Genomic DNA, 16,676 nt, shown 5'->3' with positions numbered 1-16,676 from the left:
GAGTCTTTCTCTTCTTGTTCTGGTACTCGGCTTCGGAGAAGGTGATTTGATCCATGGCAGCACTGAATCCTATGCAGTTGACGATAGCCGTATTATCACTGATGGCAGTGACTTTTTCAGAGCTTCCTTAGCTTTTGTGAAAAAATCGTTAATCAATTCTATGTAATCCCAGCTTAAATCTTTCATTTCCTTAATCATTGTTTTTTTCTTTTCAATATCAGCATTTCTGTCTGAAATAAAAACTGACATATATGTTAACAACCCAGCTATTGCTGCTGCGCTTAATATTGTAAAAACTTCAGCATCCACTTCAATAAAAAAAGCTAGACTCAAACCAATCCAGAAAAACAAAATAATATTAAGAACCAAGCCGCTCATATCAACAACCCTCTATTAAATAACTGGAAAAGTCCCGCCAATTCCAACTTTTAAAAATAAAAAACTGAAACACTTATTCATAATGCTTTTGTTAACCGTAAACCCCCAAATCCTCCTTATCCAATTCTTCTATCAAACCAAGTTCAAATTTTATCTTCCTTGCTTCCAGCCTTTCTCTTTCCGCTCTAGCTCCATAATACTGTTTCTTAGATCTTGCAACCCTCACACTCTCATCCACAAGCTTTTTTGTAATTAAGCACATAAACACAGCAGCACCATATAAAAATAACAAGCGACACCAAGAGTAAAATATCAATAAAAACCGCGTAATAAATTGCCTGTTGTAGTCCTGCGTCAAGATCTCTTAATGCACTAACAAACATTCTGTCGAAGCTCTCCACTACTTATTCCTCTTACGTCTTTTCTTTTTCCATTTTTTTAATAGCTTACTCTCAATCCAGATATAAAAAATGGCCATCCCACCAAACAGGATCGCCATTTTTAAAATCTGATGAAATGCTTCTCTCGCTTCATCCACAACATTTAGTCCCCTTACTGCCCTTATCCACAATGCCTGCCCCCTGGAGACCATCTATCCACAACCCGTTGCGCTAGTTGGTACCCGTCCCTGTTTTCTTCAAATTCGCGGCACGCTCTATCCCGGGGCTTCTAAATGATTCGCTCACGAAGCCTGCCGGGTTAAGTCATGAAAGTGTACGCCCGTGGCTTTGATGACCGCAGTCATAGTGCGCAAGGTAGGGTTCCCCTTAGGCGATAACGCGCGATACAGGCTTTCCCTTGATAGCTTGGCCCGTTCAGCAACGACTGCCATACCACCCTGGGCCTCCACCACATGGCGAAGCGCCATAAGAAAAGCTGTTTCTCCGCCTTCCTCATCCAACTCATCAAAAGCGGTGCGTAGATAATCGACAGCCATATCAGGATCTTCACGAAGCATGGTAATCACAGCATCATCATGGCTTTTCATTTCTTCAACCTCTTACGGTAGTCCACTAAAAATGCCTTCGCCTGTTCAATATCAGCCTGCTGGCGTTTTTTAGTACCTCCGGTTAATAGAAGAACTAACCGTCTTCCCACTTTAGCGTAATAGACGCGATAGCCTGGGCCATAGTCGATACGAAGCTCCATCACACCGTCGCCGACGCTTTTAGTATCGCCCGCATTACCGGCTACAAGCCGGTTAAGGCGCGTTAATACGCGCATAGCAGCTTGCCGGTCTTTCGCCTTGGTAGCATCTAACCAAGCTTGGAAGGGATCATGACCATCCGCGGTCAAGTAATGCGAGAGTGACGTCATAAAAACAATGTAGCCTAAAAGCTACAACTTTGCAGACGCCAACTACTATATTTGTGCTGGTGCGACCAAAACGCGACCAAAGAATATAAATGGAGGAATGACAGGCACAAAAAAAGGCGCCTAAGCGCCTGATTTTAAAGATGGTGCCGGTAGCCAGACTCGAACTGGCACACCCGTAAAGGCGGCGGATTTTGAATCCGCTGCGTCTACCAATTCCGCCATACCGGCAATGGATGCGCATTATACGTAATTAACGAGGTAGGTCAATCACATTGACTGACTTTATGCAGCCAAAGCGCTATCCTATGCCGCCTGTTTGATCAATGTTAAGAGTTATACGCCATGCAGCGCGCGGATTTTCATTACGAACTACCCGACGAATTAATTGCTCGCTACCCTTCTGAACAGCGTAGCGACTGCCGTTTGCTGTGCGTGGATGGCCAGAGCGGCGCGCTGGAACACCGCCGCTTTCCCGATTTGCTTGAGCTTCTGGAGCCCGGCGACCTGTTGGTGTTTAACGACACCCGGGTGATTCCGGCGCGCCTGCACGGCCATAAGGCCAGCGGCGGCAAAGTGGAGATGTTACTGGAGCGCCCGCTGGATGCTCACCGTGGCTTGGCGCATATTCGTTCGAGTAAGTCGCCGAAGCCCGGCACCGAGCTGATTTTCGAGGGCGATATTCACGCCATCGTAGAAGGCCGCCGTGATGCCCTGTTCGAGCTGCGCTTTTTGGGCGATACGCCGATGATTGCGCTGCTCGAAAAGCACGGCCATATGCCGCTGCCACCGTATATTACCCGCGAAGACGAACTCAGCGACCGTGAGCGTTACCAAACCGTCTATGCCCGGCGTGATGGTGCAGTAGCGGCGCCGACCGCCGGGCTGCATTTTGATCAGCCACTGCTGGACGCCCTTGCAGATAAAGGCATTAACCGTGCCTTTGTGACGCTGCATGTGGGCGCGGGCACTTTTCAGCCGGTGCGCGTCGACAACATCCTTGAACACCATATGCACAGCGAGTGGATTGAGGTCACGGAAGCTACCTGCCAGCAAGTGCGCGAGACCCTGGCAGCAGGCAAGCGGGTGGTGGCAGTGGGCACCACCAGCGTGCGCTGCCTGGAAAGCGCCTGCATGAAAAGTAGCGACGGACAGATCGCGCCTTATAGTGGCGATACCGACATTTTCATCTACCCCGGTTACCAGTGGCGCTGCGTGGATGCTTTAATTACCAATTTCCACCTACCGGAATCGACGCTGCTAATGCTGGTGTCCTCCTTCGTGGGCTATGACACCATCATGCACGCCTATCAACGGGCAGTGGCCGAGCGCTATGCGTTTTTTAGCTATGGCGACGCCATGCTGTTGACCCGCTAGGTATTGCTGCTGATTGTTGACCCGCTTGCCCTGCACCCGTCGCGCCAAACGAACGAGATTAACGAGTTACTTTATATGCGAAACGAATGCTTTATGCGCTTTGAGCGCCTGGCCGACGATGGCCGTGCGCGCCGTGGCCGCCTCCACTTCCCCCGTGGCACAGTGGAGACCCCGGCGTTTATGCCAGTAGGCACCTACGGCACGGTGAAAGGCATGACGCCGGATTCCGTCAAAGAGATCGGCGCCGAAATCATCCTCGGCAACACCTTTCACCTGTGGCTGCGCCCTGGCACCGAGGTGATTGAAGCTCACGGCGACCTGCATGACTTCGCCCAGTGGGACAAACCGATTCTGACCGACTCCGGCGGTTTTCAGGTCTTCTCCCTCGGTGAGACGCGCAAGATCACCGAGCAGGGCGTGCACTTCCGCTCGCCTGTGGATGGCAGCAAAGTCTTTATGGGCCCGGAAGAGTCCATGGCGGTTCAGCGTTCGCTGGGCTCCGATGTGGTGATGATCTTTGACGAGTGCACGCCCTACCCGGCCACGTTTGACGAAGCCGAGAAATCCATGGAGCTGTCGCTGCGCTGGGCCAAACGCTCGCGTGATGCCCACGGCGACTCCCCTTCCGCGCTGTTTGGTATTATTCAAGGCGGCATGCACCCTGAGCTGCGCGAACGCTCACTCAAAGGGCTGCTGGAAATCGGCTTTGATGGTTTGGCGATTGGCGGGCTTTCCGTCGGCGAACCGAAAGAAGAGATGATCAAGGTGCTCGACTACCTGCCCACCTGGATGCCCGATGAGATGCCTCGCTACCTAATGGGCGTCGGCAAACCCGAAGACCTGGTGGAAGGCGTGCGCCGGGGTGTGGATATGTTCGATTGCGTAATGCCCACCCGCAACGCGCGTAACGGCCACCTGTTCACCTCGGAAGGCACGGTCAAAATTCGTAACGCCAAGCACCGTTTTGATACCCGCCCGCTCGATGAAGAGTGCGATTGCCATACTTGCCAGAATTTCTCACGGGGCTACTTGCACCATTTGGATCGCTGCAATGAAATGCTCGGCTCGATGCTCAACACCATCCACAACTTACGTTACTACCAGCGTGTGATGGCCGATTTGCGCGCGGCAATTGAAGCGGGTACATTGACGACCTTTGTGGAAGGCTTCTATGCACGGCGTGGCTTGCCAGTGCCTCCGCTAAGCCAGCCCTGACGAATTAATCGCCACGCGCCTTGGCGCGTGGTTTAAACTGTTTGGCTATGTTTTAAAAACTATGCTTTAAAAACCATGTTTTCAAAACCAAGCTTTCAAAAACCAAGCATCTAAAAACCTAAGCTTTTCTAACTCAGGAGTTCTCTGCAATGCTGGATTTCTTCATCTCACCAGCCCATGCCCAAGAAGCCGCTGCTGGCGGTGGTATTGCGCAAATCGTCATGCTGGTCGGTTTCGTGCTGATTTTCTACTTCCTGTTGTGGCGCCCGCAAGCCAAGCGCGCCAAGCAGCACAAGCAGCTGGTCACCAACTTGGACAAAGGCGATGAGATCGTTATTGGCGGCGGTTTGGTAGGTCGGATCACTAAGGTGAGCGACGAATTCCTGACCATCGAGATCTCTGAAGGCACCGAAGTTAACGTGCAGAAGAACGCCGTTGCCGCCGTACTGCCTAAAGGCACCATCAAGTCCATCTAAACCTTGTAATACCCCTGCCGAGCCAGTGCCAGCCACCCCGGCAGGGGTGACATGGTATGAATGATGGTGAACTTTGCTGTGCGCGGCGTGTCCGTGCACAGCATTCCGTTTGTAATTGAAGGCAGGGCTTGCATGCTCAACCGTTACCCCCTGTGGAAGTATCTGCTGATACTGGTCGTCCTGGTGGTTGGCCTTATCTACTCGCTTCCCAATCTATTCCCCGAAGATCCCGCCATCCAAATTAGCAGCGCCCAAGGCGACTCGCTGGATGCGCGTCAGATAGACCGTGTTGAAACCGCGCTCAGCGAACACGATATTGAGATCAAAGCCCTCGAAGAAGAGAACGGGCAGTGGCTTATTCGTTTACGCCACGATGACGATCAACTGCCTGCTCGCGACATTGCCGCTGACCTTTTAGGCGATGATGCGACGGTAGCGCTAAACCTCGCCGAAGCAACGCCAGAATGGCTACAGGCATTCTCTGCTTCCCCCATGACGCTGGGCCTTGATTTGCGTGGTGGCGTGCACTTCCTGCTCGAAGTGGATATGGAAGCCGCGCTTACCCAGCGCCTGGAAGTCAACGCCAGCGCCATGCGTGAGCTGCTACGCGACGAGCGGATTCGCTATCGTAATACCGATATCGAGGAGCGCACGCTGTCGATCGATTTTGCCAGCGCCGAAGACCGCGATACAGCCCGCAGCCTGATCAGCCGTGACTTTCCTGAGTTTGAATACAGCAGTGAAGGCGATGGCCGCGCTTCAACGCTGGTAATGACGCTTAGCGATCAATCGGTAAACGAAATTCAGGATTACGCGATCAACCAGAACTTGACCACCCTACGCAACCGGGTCAACGAACTGGGTGTCGCGGAGCCCATGGTGCAGCGCCAAGGCCCCAACCAGATCGTGGTGGAGCTGCCGGGCATCCAGGACACCGTGGCGGCCAAGCGTATTGTCGGCGCAACGGCGAACCTGGAGTTCCGCCTGGAAGCGCGCAACGATACGCCGGATAACGAAACGGAAACCCTCACCTTCCGAAATGAGCCTTCGCGCTCTGCCGAGCTAATGCGCGACGTGATCATTACCGGCGATAGCGTCTCCAGTGCCAGCAACAGCTTTGATGAGAATGGTCGCCCGCAGGTCAATATTGATCTGGACGGCACCGGCGGCACGCTAATGAACCGCGCCACACGCACCAATATCGGCCGCAATATGGCGGTGCTGTTCATCGAGCATAAGAGTGAAGACACCGTGGTGGTCGACCCGGAAACGGGCGAAGAGACCATTGAGCGGGAGCCTTACGTTGAGCGCGGCCTGATCAGTTTGGCCACTATTCAAAGTGCGCTTGGCAACAGCTTCCGGATCACCGGTTTGGATTCGCCGACAGAAGCCGCTGAGCTGGCGTTGCTGCTGCGTTCGGGCTCCCTTGCGGCTCCCATCTACTTCGTCCAAGAACGCACCATTGGGCCAAGCCTGGGCGCTGAAAACATTGAGCGGGGCCTGCTCTCGGTACAGATTGGCTTGCTGCTGGTCGTGCTGTTTATGCTGGTGCGCTATAAGGTGTTTGGCGTGTTTGCCAATATCGCCCTGGCGCTGAACTTAACACTGCTGGTCGCGGTGATGTCGATGCTGGGCGCCACGCTGACGCTGCCAGGTATTGCCGGTATCGTACTGACACTGGGCATGGCGGTAGATGCCAACGTGCTGATTTTCGAGCGAATACGTGAAGAGCTGCGTAACGGCATGTCAGTTCAGCAAGCGATCCAAGCCGGCTATGAGCGCGCCTTCACCTCCATCGTCGACGCTAACATCACCACGCTGCTGGTGGCCGTTATCCTGTTCTCGATTGGCTCCGGCCCGGTGAAAGGGTTCGCCGTCACGCTCTCTATCGGCATTTTGACGTCGCTGTTCACCGCTCTGATGGTGACTCGCGCCATGGTCAACTTGGCCTATGGCAGCAAACCCGTCAAAAAGCTGTGGATTTAAAGAGCATGGATTTGAAAAGCATGAATTTAAACCACGTGCTTAGCCCAGAACTGAAGAGGTGGTAATGAAACCCCTATCACACCTGCGAATCGACTTTATGGGACGGCGCAACATCGCGTTTGCCGTCTCCGCTGTGTTACTGATCGTGTCGATTGGCGCCATCCTGTTCCAGCAGCTCAACCTAGGGCTGGACTTTACTGGCGGTACGCTGATTGAGGTGCGCTACGGCGCTGCGCCCTCCCTGGACGCTATTCGTGTGCTGCTCGAAGAGAGCGGCTTTCAAGATGTCTCGGTGCAAACCTTTGGGGCATCAACCGAAGTCTTGATTCGTCTCCAGCAGGCGTTTGACGCTGATGTAGGCGGCGAGGTAGTAAACCTGCTACGCGCGAGTGGTAATAGCGTTGACCTTGTTCGCTCTGAGTTTGTTGGTTCCCAGGTAGGTGACCAACTGCGTGACCAGAGTGGATTGGGTCTGCTGGTAGCGCTCGGCGTGGTCATGCTCTATGTGGCCTTCCGCTTTCAGTACAAGTTTGCGATTGGCGCACTGCTGGCACTGCTGCACGATGTGATTATCGTAGTGGGCGTGTTCGCTCTGTTTCAGCTCGATTTCGACCTTACCGTATTGGCAGCCATCCTGGCAGTTATCGGCTACTCGTTGAACGATACCATCGTGGTTTATGATCGCGTCCGCGAAGCCATCCGCACTTCGCGTATCGACGATATGCCGCAGATCTTCAACGAAGCGATTAACGCCACGCTCTCGCGCACCTTGGCAACCTCGGGCACCACCATTCTGGTACTGCTCGCTCTGCTGCTATTGGGCGGGGATATGATTGAGAATTTCGCCATTGCGCTGCTGGTCGGCATCGTTGTGGGTACGTTCTCGTCTATCTATATTGCTGCGGCGCTACTGCTACCACTGAAGCTGTCGCGAGAAGATTTGATTCCCACCAAGAAAGAGTTCGACGAAGAAGAGGAAGAGCTGCCTTAACGGCGCATCTCTATACTCCTCTTATTTAGCCTACAAAAAAGCCCCTGCTGGGAATCCAGCAGGGGCTTTTTTTGTCTTTAAAAACGGTCGTCTTTAAAGCTTTTATCTTTAAAAGCTTAGCATTGCTACTTAAAAGTGCGGCGTGAGCTGCTTGATCAGCGCTTTATAGAGACGCGGCCCGGCTGCCATTAGCTGCCCTTCCACTTTCACCGTGGGCTGGCCGTCCGGCGTACCCATCAAGGCGCCCGCCTCTTTCAGGAACAGCGTGCCTACCAGCATATCCTGCTCTTCCAGGCCGAGCACAAAAGCGCTATCCACTCGCCCAGTGGCCAACTCGCACAAATCCAGCAGCCCACAGCCGGTGGCCAGCAGGTTTTCTACCTGTGGGGCAAGCTGCTGTGAAACGGTTAAATAAGCAGGTAAATTGCGCGGGCGAAGCCAAACTTCCGGCAGGCTCATGGCCATACGCGTGCCGCTAATAGCGGTAGGCTTGCTAACGCGCATGCGCTTGTCGTTGTGCTGGGCGCCGCGGCCGCGGCTGGCGATATATTCATCGTCGGCGAACGGACAGATAATCACCGCGTGTTCGGGACGACCTTTGATAAGACACACCACTGAGAGTGCAAAGCCCTTGCCGGCAACGGCTAAATTAGAGTAGCCGTGCATCGGTTCAATTTTCCAGACGATATCCGCGCCTTCGCCTTCACCCGCGCGGTGCGGGGAAAAGCGGCCGGTAACACCGTGCTGGGGATAACCGCGCTCCAACTGCTGAACAATCGTCGCTTCGGCCTTGCGCGCCGTCTCGTCGAGTAGGCGGTCAAGGTTAAATTCATCGTGCGCGTTTTCAATACGTTCGCGTACGCGTAGGAAGTGCTCAACAGCGCCGCGTGCAGCACGCAGCGTAAATTGGACCATCGGATTCATGATCGGGCCTTGTGACAGTGATGTTAAAGAACGTGATGCTAATCATAGAGCATAAGTAGGCGCAGGTGCCGCCTTTGGCGCGCAATTCTAGCAGACCACTCTCGGGCATACCACCGACTCATGCTAGACTGCGCGCTTTACGCGATAATAATCACCCTCTTTATTCACCGAGCCTTATCATGCTTGAGCGCATTCGCATTGTTCTTATCGGCACCAGCCATCCCGGCAATATCGGCGGCGTGGCACGCGCCATGCACAATATGGGCCTGGCAGATTTAGCCCTCGTTGCCCCCCGCTGTGAAGTGATTACCCAGGACAGCATTTCCCGTGCCTCCGGCGCTGACCACCTCCTTCATCAAGCCAGTGTGCATGCCTCACTGGAAGAGGCGGTAGCTGATTGCACTCTGGCCGTGGGCGCCAGTGCGCGCTCACGCACTCTGCCCTGGCCGATGCTCTCACCGCGGGAGTTAGCTGACCGGCTGCCCGCCGAGTGCCAGGCTGCTGAGTCCCGCGTGGCGCTGGTATTCGGGCGCGAGGACAGCGGCCTTACCAATGCTGAATTACAGCGCTGCCACGCACATGTGCATATTCCTACCAATGCCGACTTTAGCTCACTCAATTTGGCCGCAGCGGTTCAGGTGCTTGCCTATGAGTGTCGCATGGCGTGGCTAAGCCAATCAGATGGCCAAGCGGATGCACCTCCAACTGTGCCAAATGATGACGATGATCTGGCCACCCACGCCGAGCTAGAGCGCTACTTTGAGCACTTAGAGCGCACGCTGATTGGTATTGACTTCCACGACCCTGATCAGCCACGACAGCTAATGGCGAGACTGCGCCGCTTGTACCTGCGCGCTCGCCCAGAACGCATGGAAATGAATATTTTGCGTGGAATTCTGTCGGCTACCGAAAAGGCTGCGAACACCAAGCCACCCAAGCCGTAATTTATTAGGCTGGAAACGCTAAGCTTGAAGTTGATGCTGCGTGCCCCAACTTCGCTATTCTGCTAACGTGATTTCTCTATTGATATTCCAAGAACCGGCGATATTTCAAAAATCCGTTCTAATAGTTCAATAGCTAGACGCCGCCTTATATAACGCCAAGGAACACCTCATGTTTCAACGTCTACGTGAAGACATCAACAGCGTATTTGACCGCGACCCGGCCGCACGTAACTTTCTTGAGGTGCTGACCAACTATCCTGGCCTGCACGCCCTCCTGCTGCATCGCTGCGGCCACTGGCTGTGGAAAAAAAACCTCAAGTGGCTAGCGCGGACGCTATCGACGTTTTCACGCTGGCTCACCGGCATTGAAATTCACCCTGGCGCCACGATTGGTCGGCGGTTTTTTATTGATCACGGCATGGGTGTGGTGATTGGCGAAACGGCGCTGGTGGGCGATAACGTAACGCTCTATCAAGGTGTCACCCTGGGCGGCACCAGCTGGAACAAAGGCAAGCGCCATCCCACCTTGGGGGATGGCGTGATTGTCGGTGCGGGCGCCAAAATACTGGGGCCCTTTACGGTCGGCGCTGGAGCGAAAATTGGCTCTAATGCCGTGGTCACCAAAGAAGTACCGCCGGGCGCCACGGTGGTAGGTATTCCCGGTAAAATCGTTAAACGCGCCGACCCCGATGTGGAAGAAGCACTGGATGTCGACCCCGCCCGACGCGAAGCCATCTGCCAAAAATTTGGCTTTGACGCCTACGGCGTCAGCCAGGACATGCCCGACCCCGTAGCCCGTTCGATGCAGGCAATGCTCGACCATATGCACGCCGTGGATGAGCGCATTGAGCGCATGTGCTCTACCCTGCGTAAGCTAGATGACAACTACCGTGACGGCCAGTTACCGGCGCTGCGCGATGAAGATTTTGCCGATATTCTGGACGAGAACGATACCGGCTGCACCGGCGTTGGCAAGCACTCGGCCACTCCACCATCAGCCGAGCAAGAAACGCTGCCGCCGCGTAATGGTTGACCAAAGCACTCAGGTTTTCCCATAATGGCAGCACATTTGCCGTTAGTGCGCTGAGCTTTCAGCGTCGAGGGGCTTGCCATGCGCTTGACCACTAAAGGCCGTTACGCCGTTACCGCCATGCTCGATTTAGCCTTGCATGCCCACAACGGCCCGACCAGCCTAAGCGATATCTCCCAGCGTCAAGAGATATCGCTCTCCTATTTAGAGCAGCTTTTTGCTCGCCTGCGCCGTGCAGGCTTGGTCAACAGCGTGCGCGGCCCAGGCGGCGGCTATCTGCTTTCGCAGCCTGCGGACGCGATTAGCGTTTCAAAGGTGATTGACGCAGTAAATGAAAGCGTTGATGCCACCCGTTGCCAGGGGCTCTCTGACTGCCAACAGGGTGACACCTGCTTGACCCACCATTTGTGGTGCGAGCTCTCCGTGCAGATACGCCATTTTCTTGACGATATGACCCTGGCACAACTGATGCTGCGTCCTGATGTCATACGTATTGCGTCGCGACAGAAACAGCGTGCCGAGGCAGGCATTCTCGCCTCTTCACCCTGACCCCACGACACAAACCCGATTACCTTGATCGATCAACCGCTGGAACGTAACGATGACCACACCCACGCTGCCCATTTACCTGGATTACGCCGCCACCGCGCCGGCGGATGCTCGCGTGGTTGAGGTTATGCAACGCTACCTGACGGTTGACCAGCTATTTGCCAACCCGGCTTCGCGCAGCCATATGCTGGGCTGGCAGGCAGAGCAGGTGATTGAGCAGGCGCGCCGCCAGGTGGCCGATGCCATTGGCGCCGACCCGAGAGAGATCGTCTGGACCAGCGGCGCCACCGAAGCTGACAACCTAGCGCTGATTGGTTTTATGCGCGCCAACCGCGAGCGTGGCCTACACTTGGTGACCTCGACGATTGAGCATAAAGCCATCGTTGACACTGCCCATGCGCTGGAGAAAGAGGGCTTTGAGATTACCTGGCTAACGCCGGGCCAGGATGGCCGTATTGACCCCGAACAGCTGCGCGCAGCGATGCGCGATGACACCGCGCTGGTTTCATTAATGGCGGTTAACAACGAACTGGGCAGTATCAACGATATCTCGGCTCTAGCGGCCGTTGCCCATGAGTTTGGCGCGGCGTTTCATACGGATGCTGCCCAGGCGGTGGGGCGTATTCCCTTAGACGTAGTGGCTCAGCAGATCGACCTGATGTCGCTGTCCGGCCATAAAACTTACGGCCCTAAAGGCGTCGGGGCGCTTTATGTGAAGCGCCACCCGGACATCCGCGTTGAGGCGCTGATACATGGCGGCGGTCATGAGCGCGGTATGCGCTCTGGCACCCTGCCGACACACCAAATTGCTGGCATGGGTGAAGCCTTTGCACTGATGCAGCAGCAGTACGACGAAGACAACGTCCATATTATGGGCTTGCAGCAGCGCTTTCTGCGTGGCCTGGAGGGGCTTGACGGTGTGTTCTCGAACACGCCGCTGAATGACACTGAAAAGCGAGCAGTACCCAACATTCTCAATCTGGCATTCGAAGGTGTCGACGGCGAGTCACTGCTGATGGCGTTGCGCGATGTAGCGGTCTCCACCGGATCGGCGTGCAACTCGGCCAGCGTCGACCCGTCCTATGTGCTGCTCGGCATCGGCACACCACGCTCGCTGGCGCTCTCATCGCTGCGTTTTAGCTTCGGGCGCTTTACCACCGAAGCCGACATTGATCATGCGCTAACGCTCATACGCCATGCGGTGAGCGGTTTACGTACACCGCCCCGTCAAGCGGCTGACTAGCTGACTATTTTTAAGGAGGACGCCTCATGGCAACACTCAATATTACCCCGGCTGCCGCACAACAGATTCGTCACGTGCTCGACGAGCGCGGCCAAGGCCTCGGCCTGCGCGTCTCGGTCAAGCCAAGCGGTTGCTCTGGCTATAGCTACGTGCTCGATTTTGCCGACACCGTCAGTGACGAAGAAGTCCATTTTGAAGCCCACGGTGCCAGCGTCTATGTCGCTCCCGATGCGGTAGAGATGCTTAACGGTAGCGAAGTGGATTACGTCAGCGAAGGGCTGAACCGCTTTTTCCGCTTCAACAACCCTAACGTCAAAGATGAGTGTGGCTGCGGTGAGAGCTTTACCGTCTAAGCATTGCTTGGTCAGCTTCATCGCCGGTATTCATACCCCGGCTTAAGCGCTATAATCACGCCCCTGGATACACAAGCGCAGGCAGCCGGGTTACGCCCGCATGCTTTTTTGACACATTAGCGTTTAAAAACGCTAGCTGCCGAAGCGCTATTAACTGAATCATTTTCTGGGCCGCCCTGGCCTTCTAGGGCGGCACTTTTTGCTTAAGCCTTTTTAAGGAGACCATTTACATGGCTACTGAACGCACTCTTTCTATTATCAAGCCTGATGCCGTTGCCAAGAATGCTATCGGTGACATCATTGCTCGCTTCGAAAAAGCGGGTCTAAAAGTCGTCGCAGCCAAAATGGTTCATCTCTCTGAAGAGAAGGCTGGCGGCTTCTACGCAGAACACAAAGAGCGTCCGTTCTTTAAAGACCTGGTTGGCTTCATGACCTCTGGGCCGGTGGTTGTACAAGTGCTTGAAGGTGAAGGCGCCATCGCTAAAAACCGTGACCTGATGGGTGCGACCAACCCGAAAGAAGCGGCACCCGGCACTATTCGCGCCGATTTTGCGGAAACAATTGACGCCAATGCTGTCCATGGTTCTGATTCTCCGGAAAGCGCTGAGCGCGAAATTAGCTACTTCTTTGGCAACGACGAAATCTGCCCGCGCTAAGCCTTTAAGGTAGCGCCGCCGAATCAACTTTCGTTGCCGGCCATTTTGCGGGGGCTAGTCCCCCGCCCCTTTCTATAACGCTGACCGCCATGACCACCACTGTAGCCCAACACACGCCCGCCCCACATACTGACGCCGCCAGCAAGCCTGCTGCAAAAGCGACGCCTGAGCGTCAAAACCTGCTTGGCATGTCCCGCGAGCAGATGGAAGCCTTCTTTTTGTCGATCGGCGAAAAGAAGTTCCGTGCCGCGCAGCTAATGAAGTGGATTCACCAGGAAGGCAGCGATGACTTTGCTGCCATGACGAACCTTTCCAAAGCACTGCGTGAAAAACTGGCCCGGCTGGCAGAAATTCGTGGCCCAGGGGTAATTTATGAGGGTACTTCCAGCGACGGCACCCGTAAGTGGGTGCTGGAAGTGGAAGACGGCAGTTATGTAGAAACGGTACTGATCCCGGCGGAGAACGGTAAGCGCCGCACGCTATGCGTTTCCTCCCAGGTCGGCTGCTCGCTGGACTGCAGCTTCTGCTCCACCGGCAAGCAGGGGTTTCAGCGCAACTTAACCGCTGCTGAAATTATCGGCCAGGTATGGGTCGCTCAGCGCAGCGTTGGCCCGCGGCGTGATACGGCGAACCGTCCGGTGACCAACGTAGTGATGATGGGCATGGGCGAACCGTTGCTCAACTTCGATAACGTTGTGCCTGCCATGAAGCTGATGCTCGACGACAACGGCTATGGCCTGTCCAAGCGCCGCGTGACGCTGTCGACCTCTGGCGTGGTGCCGATGATCGACAAACTTGGCGATGAAATGGACGTTAGCTTGGCGATTTCGCTGCATGCGTCTACGGACGAGTTGCGCAATGAGCTGGTGCCCATCAACCGTAAGTACAATATTCGCACGTTGCTGGATGCTTGCCACCGCTACCTTTCCAAATGCCCGGACAATCGTCAGGTCACCATTGAGTACACGCTGATCAAGGACGTCAACGATCAGCAGGAACACGCCGAGCAGCTTGCTGCATTGCTTAAAGAGCTGCCGTGTAAGATCAACCTGATCCCGTTTAACCCGTTCCCAAACTCTGGGTACGAAAAACCGTCGCGTAATCAGGTTATGCGCTTCCAGCAGTGGTTGTATGATTTAGGCTACAACGCCACGGTTAGAACAACCCGAGGTGAAGATATTGATGCTGCCTGTGGCCAGCTCGTTGGTCGCGTGAAAGACCGCACCAAACGCAGCGCGCGCTATATCCAGTCAGTACAGCTCGACGCGGACTAGGGGGGTGGAGTGTCGAAAACCGGGCTTATCTTGACTTCCGCTTGGCACGGCGCTTTGATGGTCACGGTTTTTATTTAGATTAGCACTGCTGTTTGTATGTATTGCCTTACTCGCAGTTGGACGTTCACCACAAGAGGATTTACATGATCGCTCACCGCAGGCGCCAACACCCATCGCGGGTGCCCATGCTCACCGTGCTTATCGGTAGCTTGTGGCTAGCCGGCTGTGCCTCGTCCAACAACCTTTCACCACAAGCTACCCCCGCGGCGGCAGAAGCCTATACCCAGCTTGGCGTCGCCTATTTAGAGCGCGATAATCTTCCCCGCGCTCTCAACGCACTGGATCGGGCACTTGAAATTGCCCCACACCATGCAGAAGCGCTGCAAGCACTGGCACTGGTTTATCAACGCCAGGGCGAAAGTGCACTTGCCAACGACTATTTTCAACAGGCGGTGAATGCCGAGCCTGACTTCACCCGCGCCCGCAACAACTATGCGGCGTTCTTGTTCAGTCAGGGCCAGTTAAACGCCGCCTGTGAGCAGTTAGAAACCGCATCACAGGATGCCCAGTACGCCAACCGTGCCCAGCTATTTACTAATTTAGGGCAGTGTTATCTGGCGCTGGAAGAATTTGATAAGGCGCGCGCTCGATTGGAGCGCGCGCAAAGTATTGATCCGCGTAATTCACGCGGCTATTTAATGTTAGCTGAACTCGAATATTCGCAGGGCAATTACTCTCAGGCCTGGGCACCGCTGCAAACCTATTTACAGCTCGCCGAGCCCAACCAAGCAGCGCTAAGAATGGCGGTTGATATCGCTCATTCACGCGGCGAGCATAGCGTCGCCGCCGAATACCAGCGCCTGCTTGGCAACGACTGACTGATTGACGCCCTGATCACCGCTTATTTAATGAAGGATGCTCAGCCATGAGCGATACACAGTCACAAGAAAACGTCATTGATAGTCCTAACACTAGCGCCTCTCCTGGCGAACTTCTTGCTCGCCAGCGCGAGCAGCTTGGTATTCCGCTCGCCGATGCGGCCCGGGCGCTCAACCTGCGCCCCGCCGTGGTGGGAGGGCTTGAGCAGGATGACTACCAAGAGATCCCTGTCGCCGCTTATCGACGCGGCTACCTGCGCTCTTACGCTAAATACCTGGGCATGGATGACCGGCTGGTGCTTGAAGCTTATCAAGCCCGCAGCGGCGGTAGCGACACCGAACGCCAAGTTACCCCGGTCTCCACGGCGAGGCCACCCTCCCGTATTGGCGCCTGGCTGTTCAAGTTGGTGACTTTGCTGGTAATTGTGGGTCTTATCGCGGTGACCGTGATGTGGTGGCAAAGCCGGGGTGGCAATGAGCCGCCGGGCTTTGGCTCAACCTCCCCGGAAGAGACCGCTACCGCCCCGGCAGAGCCGACCAGTGAACCCGCTGAAACAGCAGAGAGTACGGATTCAAGCTTCACCAGTGGCGATGAAAGCGCGACGCTGCCCAGTAATGCCACCAACGTCACGCCTTCACCGACGGCTGCGCAAGAACAAGCGCCCAGCGATCAAGCTGATGTTGACGCAGTGACTGGCCTCGACGAATCCGCACTGGATAGCACCACCGATACGGCCAGCACCGCCGACGATAGCAATGAGCCTAGCAGGCCTGAGCAAAGCAGTATTGAAGAGAGCGATACTGATAGCGAACAAAACGCTGCCGCCGAGCAAACCGCCAATGCCAACGTCCTCGAACTGACGTTTAACGAGCAGTCGTGGACGGAAATTTTTGATGCCACCAACCAGCGCGTCTTCGTGGGCCTACAAACGCCCGGCACCTCGACAACCGTCGAGGGTGAGCCTCCGTTTCGCTTAACCGTAGGTAATGCCACCGGCGTTGAGCTGCGCTACCAAGGCGAGGAAGTTGATCTTCCCGCCCGCGCAGGCGCCAACAATGTTGCCCGATTCACCTTGGGAGAGTGACCC

Annotated in this window: 19 protein-coding genes and 1 tRNA gene; 14 read left to right on the top strand and 6 right to left on the bottom strand. The window is 55.1% G+C overall.

Annotation, left to right across the window (positions count from 1 at the left end):
- Window positions 1-69: 69 nt before the first annotated feature.
- The 5 genes from E0L35_RS12750 to E0L35_RS12730 all read right to left on the bottom strand — a co-directional run bounded on the left by E0L35_RS12750 (window position 70) and on the right by E0L35_RS12730 (window position 1,923).
- Window positions 70-378 (bottom strand): hypothetical protein, encoded by a 309-nt coding sequence (locus E0L35_RS12750; RefSeq protein WP_138800470.1) that lies wholly within the window; start codon window positions 376-378, stop codon window positions 70-72.
- A gap of 91 nt (window positions 379-469) precedes the next feature.
- Window positions 470-736, bottom strand: coding sequence for a hypothetical protein (locus tag E0L35_RS26470; protein ID WP_138800469.1), 267 nt, complete (start codon window positions 734-736; stop codon window positions 470-472).
- Between the two features lie 324 nt (window positions 737-1,060).
- Complete coding sequence (locus E0L35_RS12740) at window positions 1,061-1,366, bottom strand: addiction module antidote protein (RefSeq protein ID WP_088700574.1); 306 nt, start codon at window positions 1,364-1,366, stop codon at window positions 1,061-1,063.
- Entirely contained in the window at window positions 1,363-1,695 is a 333-nt protein-coding gene (locus E0L35_RS12735; protein ID WP_088700573.1) for a type II toxin-antitoxin system RelE/ParE family toxin, read from the bottom strand. The genes E0L35_RS12740 and E0L35_RS12735 overlap by 4 nt, the downstream gene beginning before the upstream one ends.
- Before the next feature lie 141 nt (window positions 1,696-1,836).
- Window positions 1,837-1,923 (bottom strand) — tRNA-Leu (locus tag E0L35_RS12730).
- Between the two features lie 114 nt (window positions 1,924-2,037).
- Here E0L35_RS12730 and queA point away from each other — a divergent pair.
- The 5 genes from queA to secF all read left to right on the top strand — a co-directional run bounded on the left by queA (window position 2,038) and on the right by secF (window position 7,737).
- Window positions 2,038-3,069: a tRNA preQ1(34) S-adenosylmethionine ribosyltransferase-isomerase QueA gene (gene queA / locus E0L35_RS12725; RefSeq protein ID WP_009286722.1), complete on the top strand. Its 1,032-nt coding sequence runs from the start codon at window positions 2,038-2,040 to the stop codon at window positions 3,067-3,069.
- A 75-nt stretch (window positions 3,070-3,144) separates the two neighbouring features.
- Window positions 3,145-4,284 (top strand): tRNA guanosine(34) transglycosylase Tgt, encoded by a 1,140-nt coding sequence (tgt, locus tag E0L35_RS12720; protein ID WP_035539075.1) that lies wholly within the window; start codon window positions 3,145-3,147, stop codon window positions 4,282-4,284.
- A gap of 149 nt (window positions 4,285-4,433) precedes the next feature.
- Entirely contained in the window at window positions 4,434-4,760 is a 327-nt protein-coding gene (gene yajC / locus E0L35_RS12715; RefSeq protein WP_007111584.1) for a preprotein translocase subunit YajC, read from the top strand.
- 132 nt (window positions 4,761-4,892) lie between these two features.
- A complete protein-coding gene (secD, locus tag E0L35_RS12710; protein ID WP_027957422.1) occupies window positions 4,893-6,746 on the top strand; it encodes a protein translocase subunit SecD in 1,854 nt (617 codons plus the stop codon).
- A gap of 64 nt (window positions 6,747-6,810) precedes the next feature.
- Window positions 6,811-7,737: a protein translocase subunit SecF gene (gene secF / locus E0L35_RS12705; RefSeq protein ID WP_022520069.1), complete on the top strand. Its 927-nt coding sequence runs from the start codon at window positions 6,811-6,813 to the stop codon at window positions 7,735-7,737.
- Window positions 7,738-7,866: 129 nt separating this feature from the next.
- Here the strand turns inward: secF and E0L35_RS12700 are convergent, their stop codons facing one another.
- Entirely contained in the window at window positions 7,867-8,661 is a 795-nt protein-coding gene (locus E0L35_RS12700; RefSeq protein ID WP_138800468.1) for an inositol monophosphatase family protein, read from the bottom strand.
- Between the two features lie 179 nt (window positions 8,662-8,840).
- On the opposite strand from E0L35_RS12700, the gene E0L35_RS12695 reads away from it, so the two are divergent.
- The 9 genes from E0L35_RS12695 to E0L35_RS12655 all read left to right on the top strand — a co-directional run bounded on the left by E0L35_RS12695 (window position 8,841) and on the right by E0L35_RS12655 (window position 16,673).
- Window positions 8,841-9,605, top strand: a complete 765-nt coding sequence (locus E0L35_RS12695; RefSeq protein WP_022520072.1) for an RNA methyltransferase — start codon at window positions 8,841-8,843, stop codon at window positions 9,603-9,605.
- 169 nt (window positions 9,606-9,774) lie between these two features.
- A complete protein-coding gene (gene cysE, locus E0L35_RS12690; protein ID WP_138800467.1) occupies window positions 9,775-10,638 on the top strand; it encodes a serine O-acetyltransferase in 864 nt (287 codons plus the stop codon).
- Between the two features lie 78 nt (window positions 10,639-10,716).
- Window positions 10,717-11,184 (top strand): Fe-S cluster assembly transcriptional regulator IscR, encoded by a 468-nt coding sequence (gene iscR, locus E0L35_RS12685; protein ID WP_022520074.1) that lies wholly within the window; start codon window positions 10,717-10,719, stop codon window positions 11,182-11,184.
- A 52-nt stretch (window positions 11,185-11,236) separates the two neighbouring features.
- Entirely contained in the window at window positions 11,237-12,427 is a 1,191-nt protein-coding gene (locus E0L35_RS12680) for an aminotransferase class V-fold PLP-dependent enzyme (protein WP_022520075.1), read from the top strand.
- A 26-nt stretch (window positions 12,428-12,453) separates the two neighbouring features.
- A complete protein-coding gene (locus E0L35_RS12675) occupies window positions 12,454-12,780 on the top strand; it encodes an iron-sulfur cluster assembly accessory protein (RefSeq protein ID WP_022520076.1) in 327 nt (108 codons plus the stop codon).
- A 230-nt stretch (window positions 12,781-13,010) separates the two neighbouring features.
- Window positions 13,011-13,436, top strand: coding sequence for a nucleoside-diphosphate kinase (ndk, locus tag E0L35_RS12670; protein ID WP_022520077.1), 426 nt, complete (start codon window positions 13,011-13,013; stop codon window positions 13,434-13,436).
- Window positions 13,437-13,525: 89 nt separating this feature from the next.
- The gene (gene rlmN, locus E0L35_RS12665) at window positions 13,526-14,710 is read left to right on the top strand and encodes a 23S rRNA (adenine(2503)-C(2))-methyltransferase RlmN (RefSeq protein WP_138800466.1); all 1,185 of its coding nucleotides are present in this window, start codon (window positions 13,526-13,528) and stop codon (window positions 14,708-14,710) included.
- 143 nt (window positions 14,711-14,853) lie between these two features.
- On the top strand, window positions 14,854-15,588 hold the full coding sequence (pilW, locus tag E0L35_RS12660) for a type IV pilus biogenesis/stability protein PilW (protein WP_022520078.1): 735 nt from the start codon (window positions 14,854-14,856) through the stop codon (window positions 15,586-15,588).
- A gap of 47 nt (window positions 15,589-15,635) precedes the next feature.
- Window positions 15,636-16,673: a RodZ domain-containing protein gene (locus tag E0L35_RS12655; RefSeq protein WP_022520079.1), complete on the top strand. Its 1,038-nt coding sequence runs from the start codon at window positions 15,636-15,638 to the stop codon at window positions 16,671-16,673.
- The last annotated feature ends 3 nt before the right edge of the window (window positions 16,674-16,676 follow it).

Source organism: Halomonas sp. ATBC28 (assembly GCF_005937175.1).
Lineage (GTDB): Bacteria > Pseudomonadota > Gammaproteobacteria > Pseudomonadales > Halomonadaceae > Vreelandella > Vreelandella titanicae.
Note: the sequence above shows the minus strand (reverse complement) of the source record. Positions and strands in the feature narration are given on the sequence as shown.

Excerpts from the sequence above, each read along its gene's own strand:
- E0L35_RS12695 (WP_022520072.1), top strand. The coding sequence starts at position 8,841 with ATGCTTGAGCGCATTCGCATTGTTCTTATCGGCACCAGCCATCCCGGC.
- E0L35_RS12675 (WP_022520076.1), top strand. The coding sequence starts at position 12,454 with ATGGCAACACTCAATATTACCCCGGCTGCCGCACAACAGATTCGTCAC.
- ndk (WP_022520077.1), top strand. The coding sequence starts at position 13,011 with ATGGCTACTGAACGCACTCTTTCTATTATCAAGCCTGATGCCGTTGCC.
- rlmN (WP_138800466.1), top strand. The coding sequence starts at position 13,526 with ATGACCACCACTGTAGCCCAACACACGCCCGCCCCACATACTGACGCC.
- E0L35_RS12750 (WP_138800470.1), bottom strand. The coding sequence starts at position 378 with ATGAGCGGCTTGGTTCTTAATATTATTTTGTTTTTCTGGATTGGTTTG.
- secF (WP_022520069.1), top strand. The coding sequence starts at position 6,811 with ATGAAACCCCTATCACACCTGCGAATCGACTTTATGGGACGGCGCAAC.
- tgt (WP_035539075.1), top strand. The coding sequence starts at position 3,145 with ATGCGAAACGAATGCTTTATGCGCTTTGAGCGCCTGGCCGACGATGGC.
- secD (WP_027957422.1), top strand. The coding sequence starts at position 4,893 with ATGCTCAACCGTTACCCCCTGTGGAAGTATCTGCTGATACTGGTCGTC.
- yajC (WP_007111584.1), top strand. The coding sequence starts at position 4,434 with ATGCTGGATTTCTTCATCTCACCAGCCCATGCCCAAGAAGCCGCTGCT.
- E0L35_RS12680 (WP_022520075.1), top strand. The coding sequence starts at position 11,237 with ATGACCACACCCACGCTGCCCATTTACCTGGATTACGCCGCCACCGCG.
- E0L35_RS12700 (WP_138800468.1), bottom strand. The coding sequence starts at position 8,661 with ATGAATCCGATGGTCCAATTTACGCTGCGTGCTGCACGCGGCGCTGTT.
- iscR (WP_022520074.1), top strand. The coding sequence starts at position 10,717 with ATGCGCTTGACCACTAAAGGCCGTTACGCCGTTACCGCCATGCTCGAT.
- queA (WP_009286722.1), top strand. The coding sequence starts at position 2,038 with ATGCAGCGCGCGGATTTTCATTACGAACTACCCGACGAATTAATTGCT.
- pilW (WP_022520078.1), top strand. The coding sequence starts at position 14,854 with ATGATCGCTCACCGCAGGCGCCAACACCCATCGCGGGTGCCCATGCTC.
- E0L35_RS12735 (WP_088700573.1), bottom strand. The coding sequence starts at position 1,695 with ATGACGTCACTCTCGCATTACTTGACCGCGGATGGTCATGATCCCTTC.
- E0L35_RS12655 (WP_022520079.1), top strand. The coding sequence starts at position 15,636 with ATGAGCGATACACAGTCACAAGAAAACGTCATTGATAGTCCTAACACT.
- E0L35_RS12740 (WP_088700574.1), bottom strand. The coding sequence starts at position 1,366 with ATGAAAAGCCATGATGATGCTGTGATTACCATGCTTCGTGAAGATCCT.
- cysE (WP_138800467.1), top strand. The coding sequence starts at position 9,775 with ATGTTTCAACGTCTACGTGAAGACATCAACAGCGTATTTGACCGCGAC.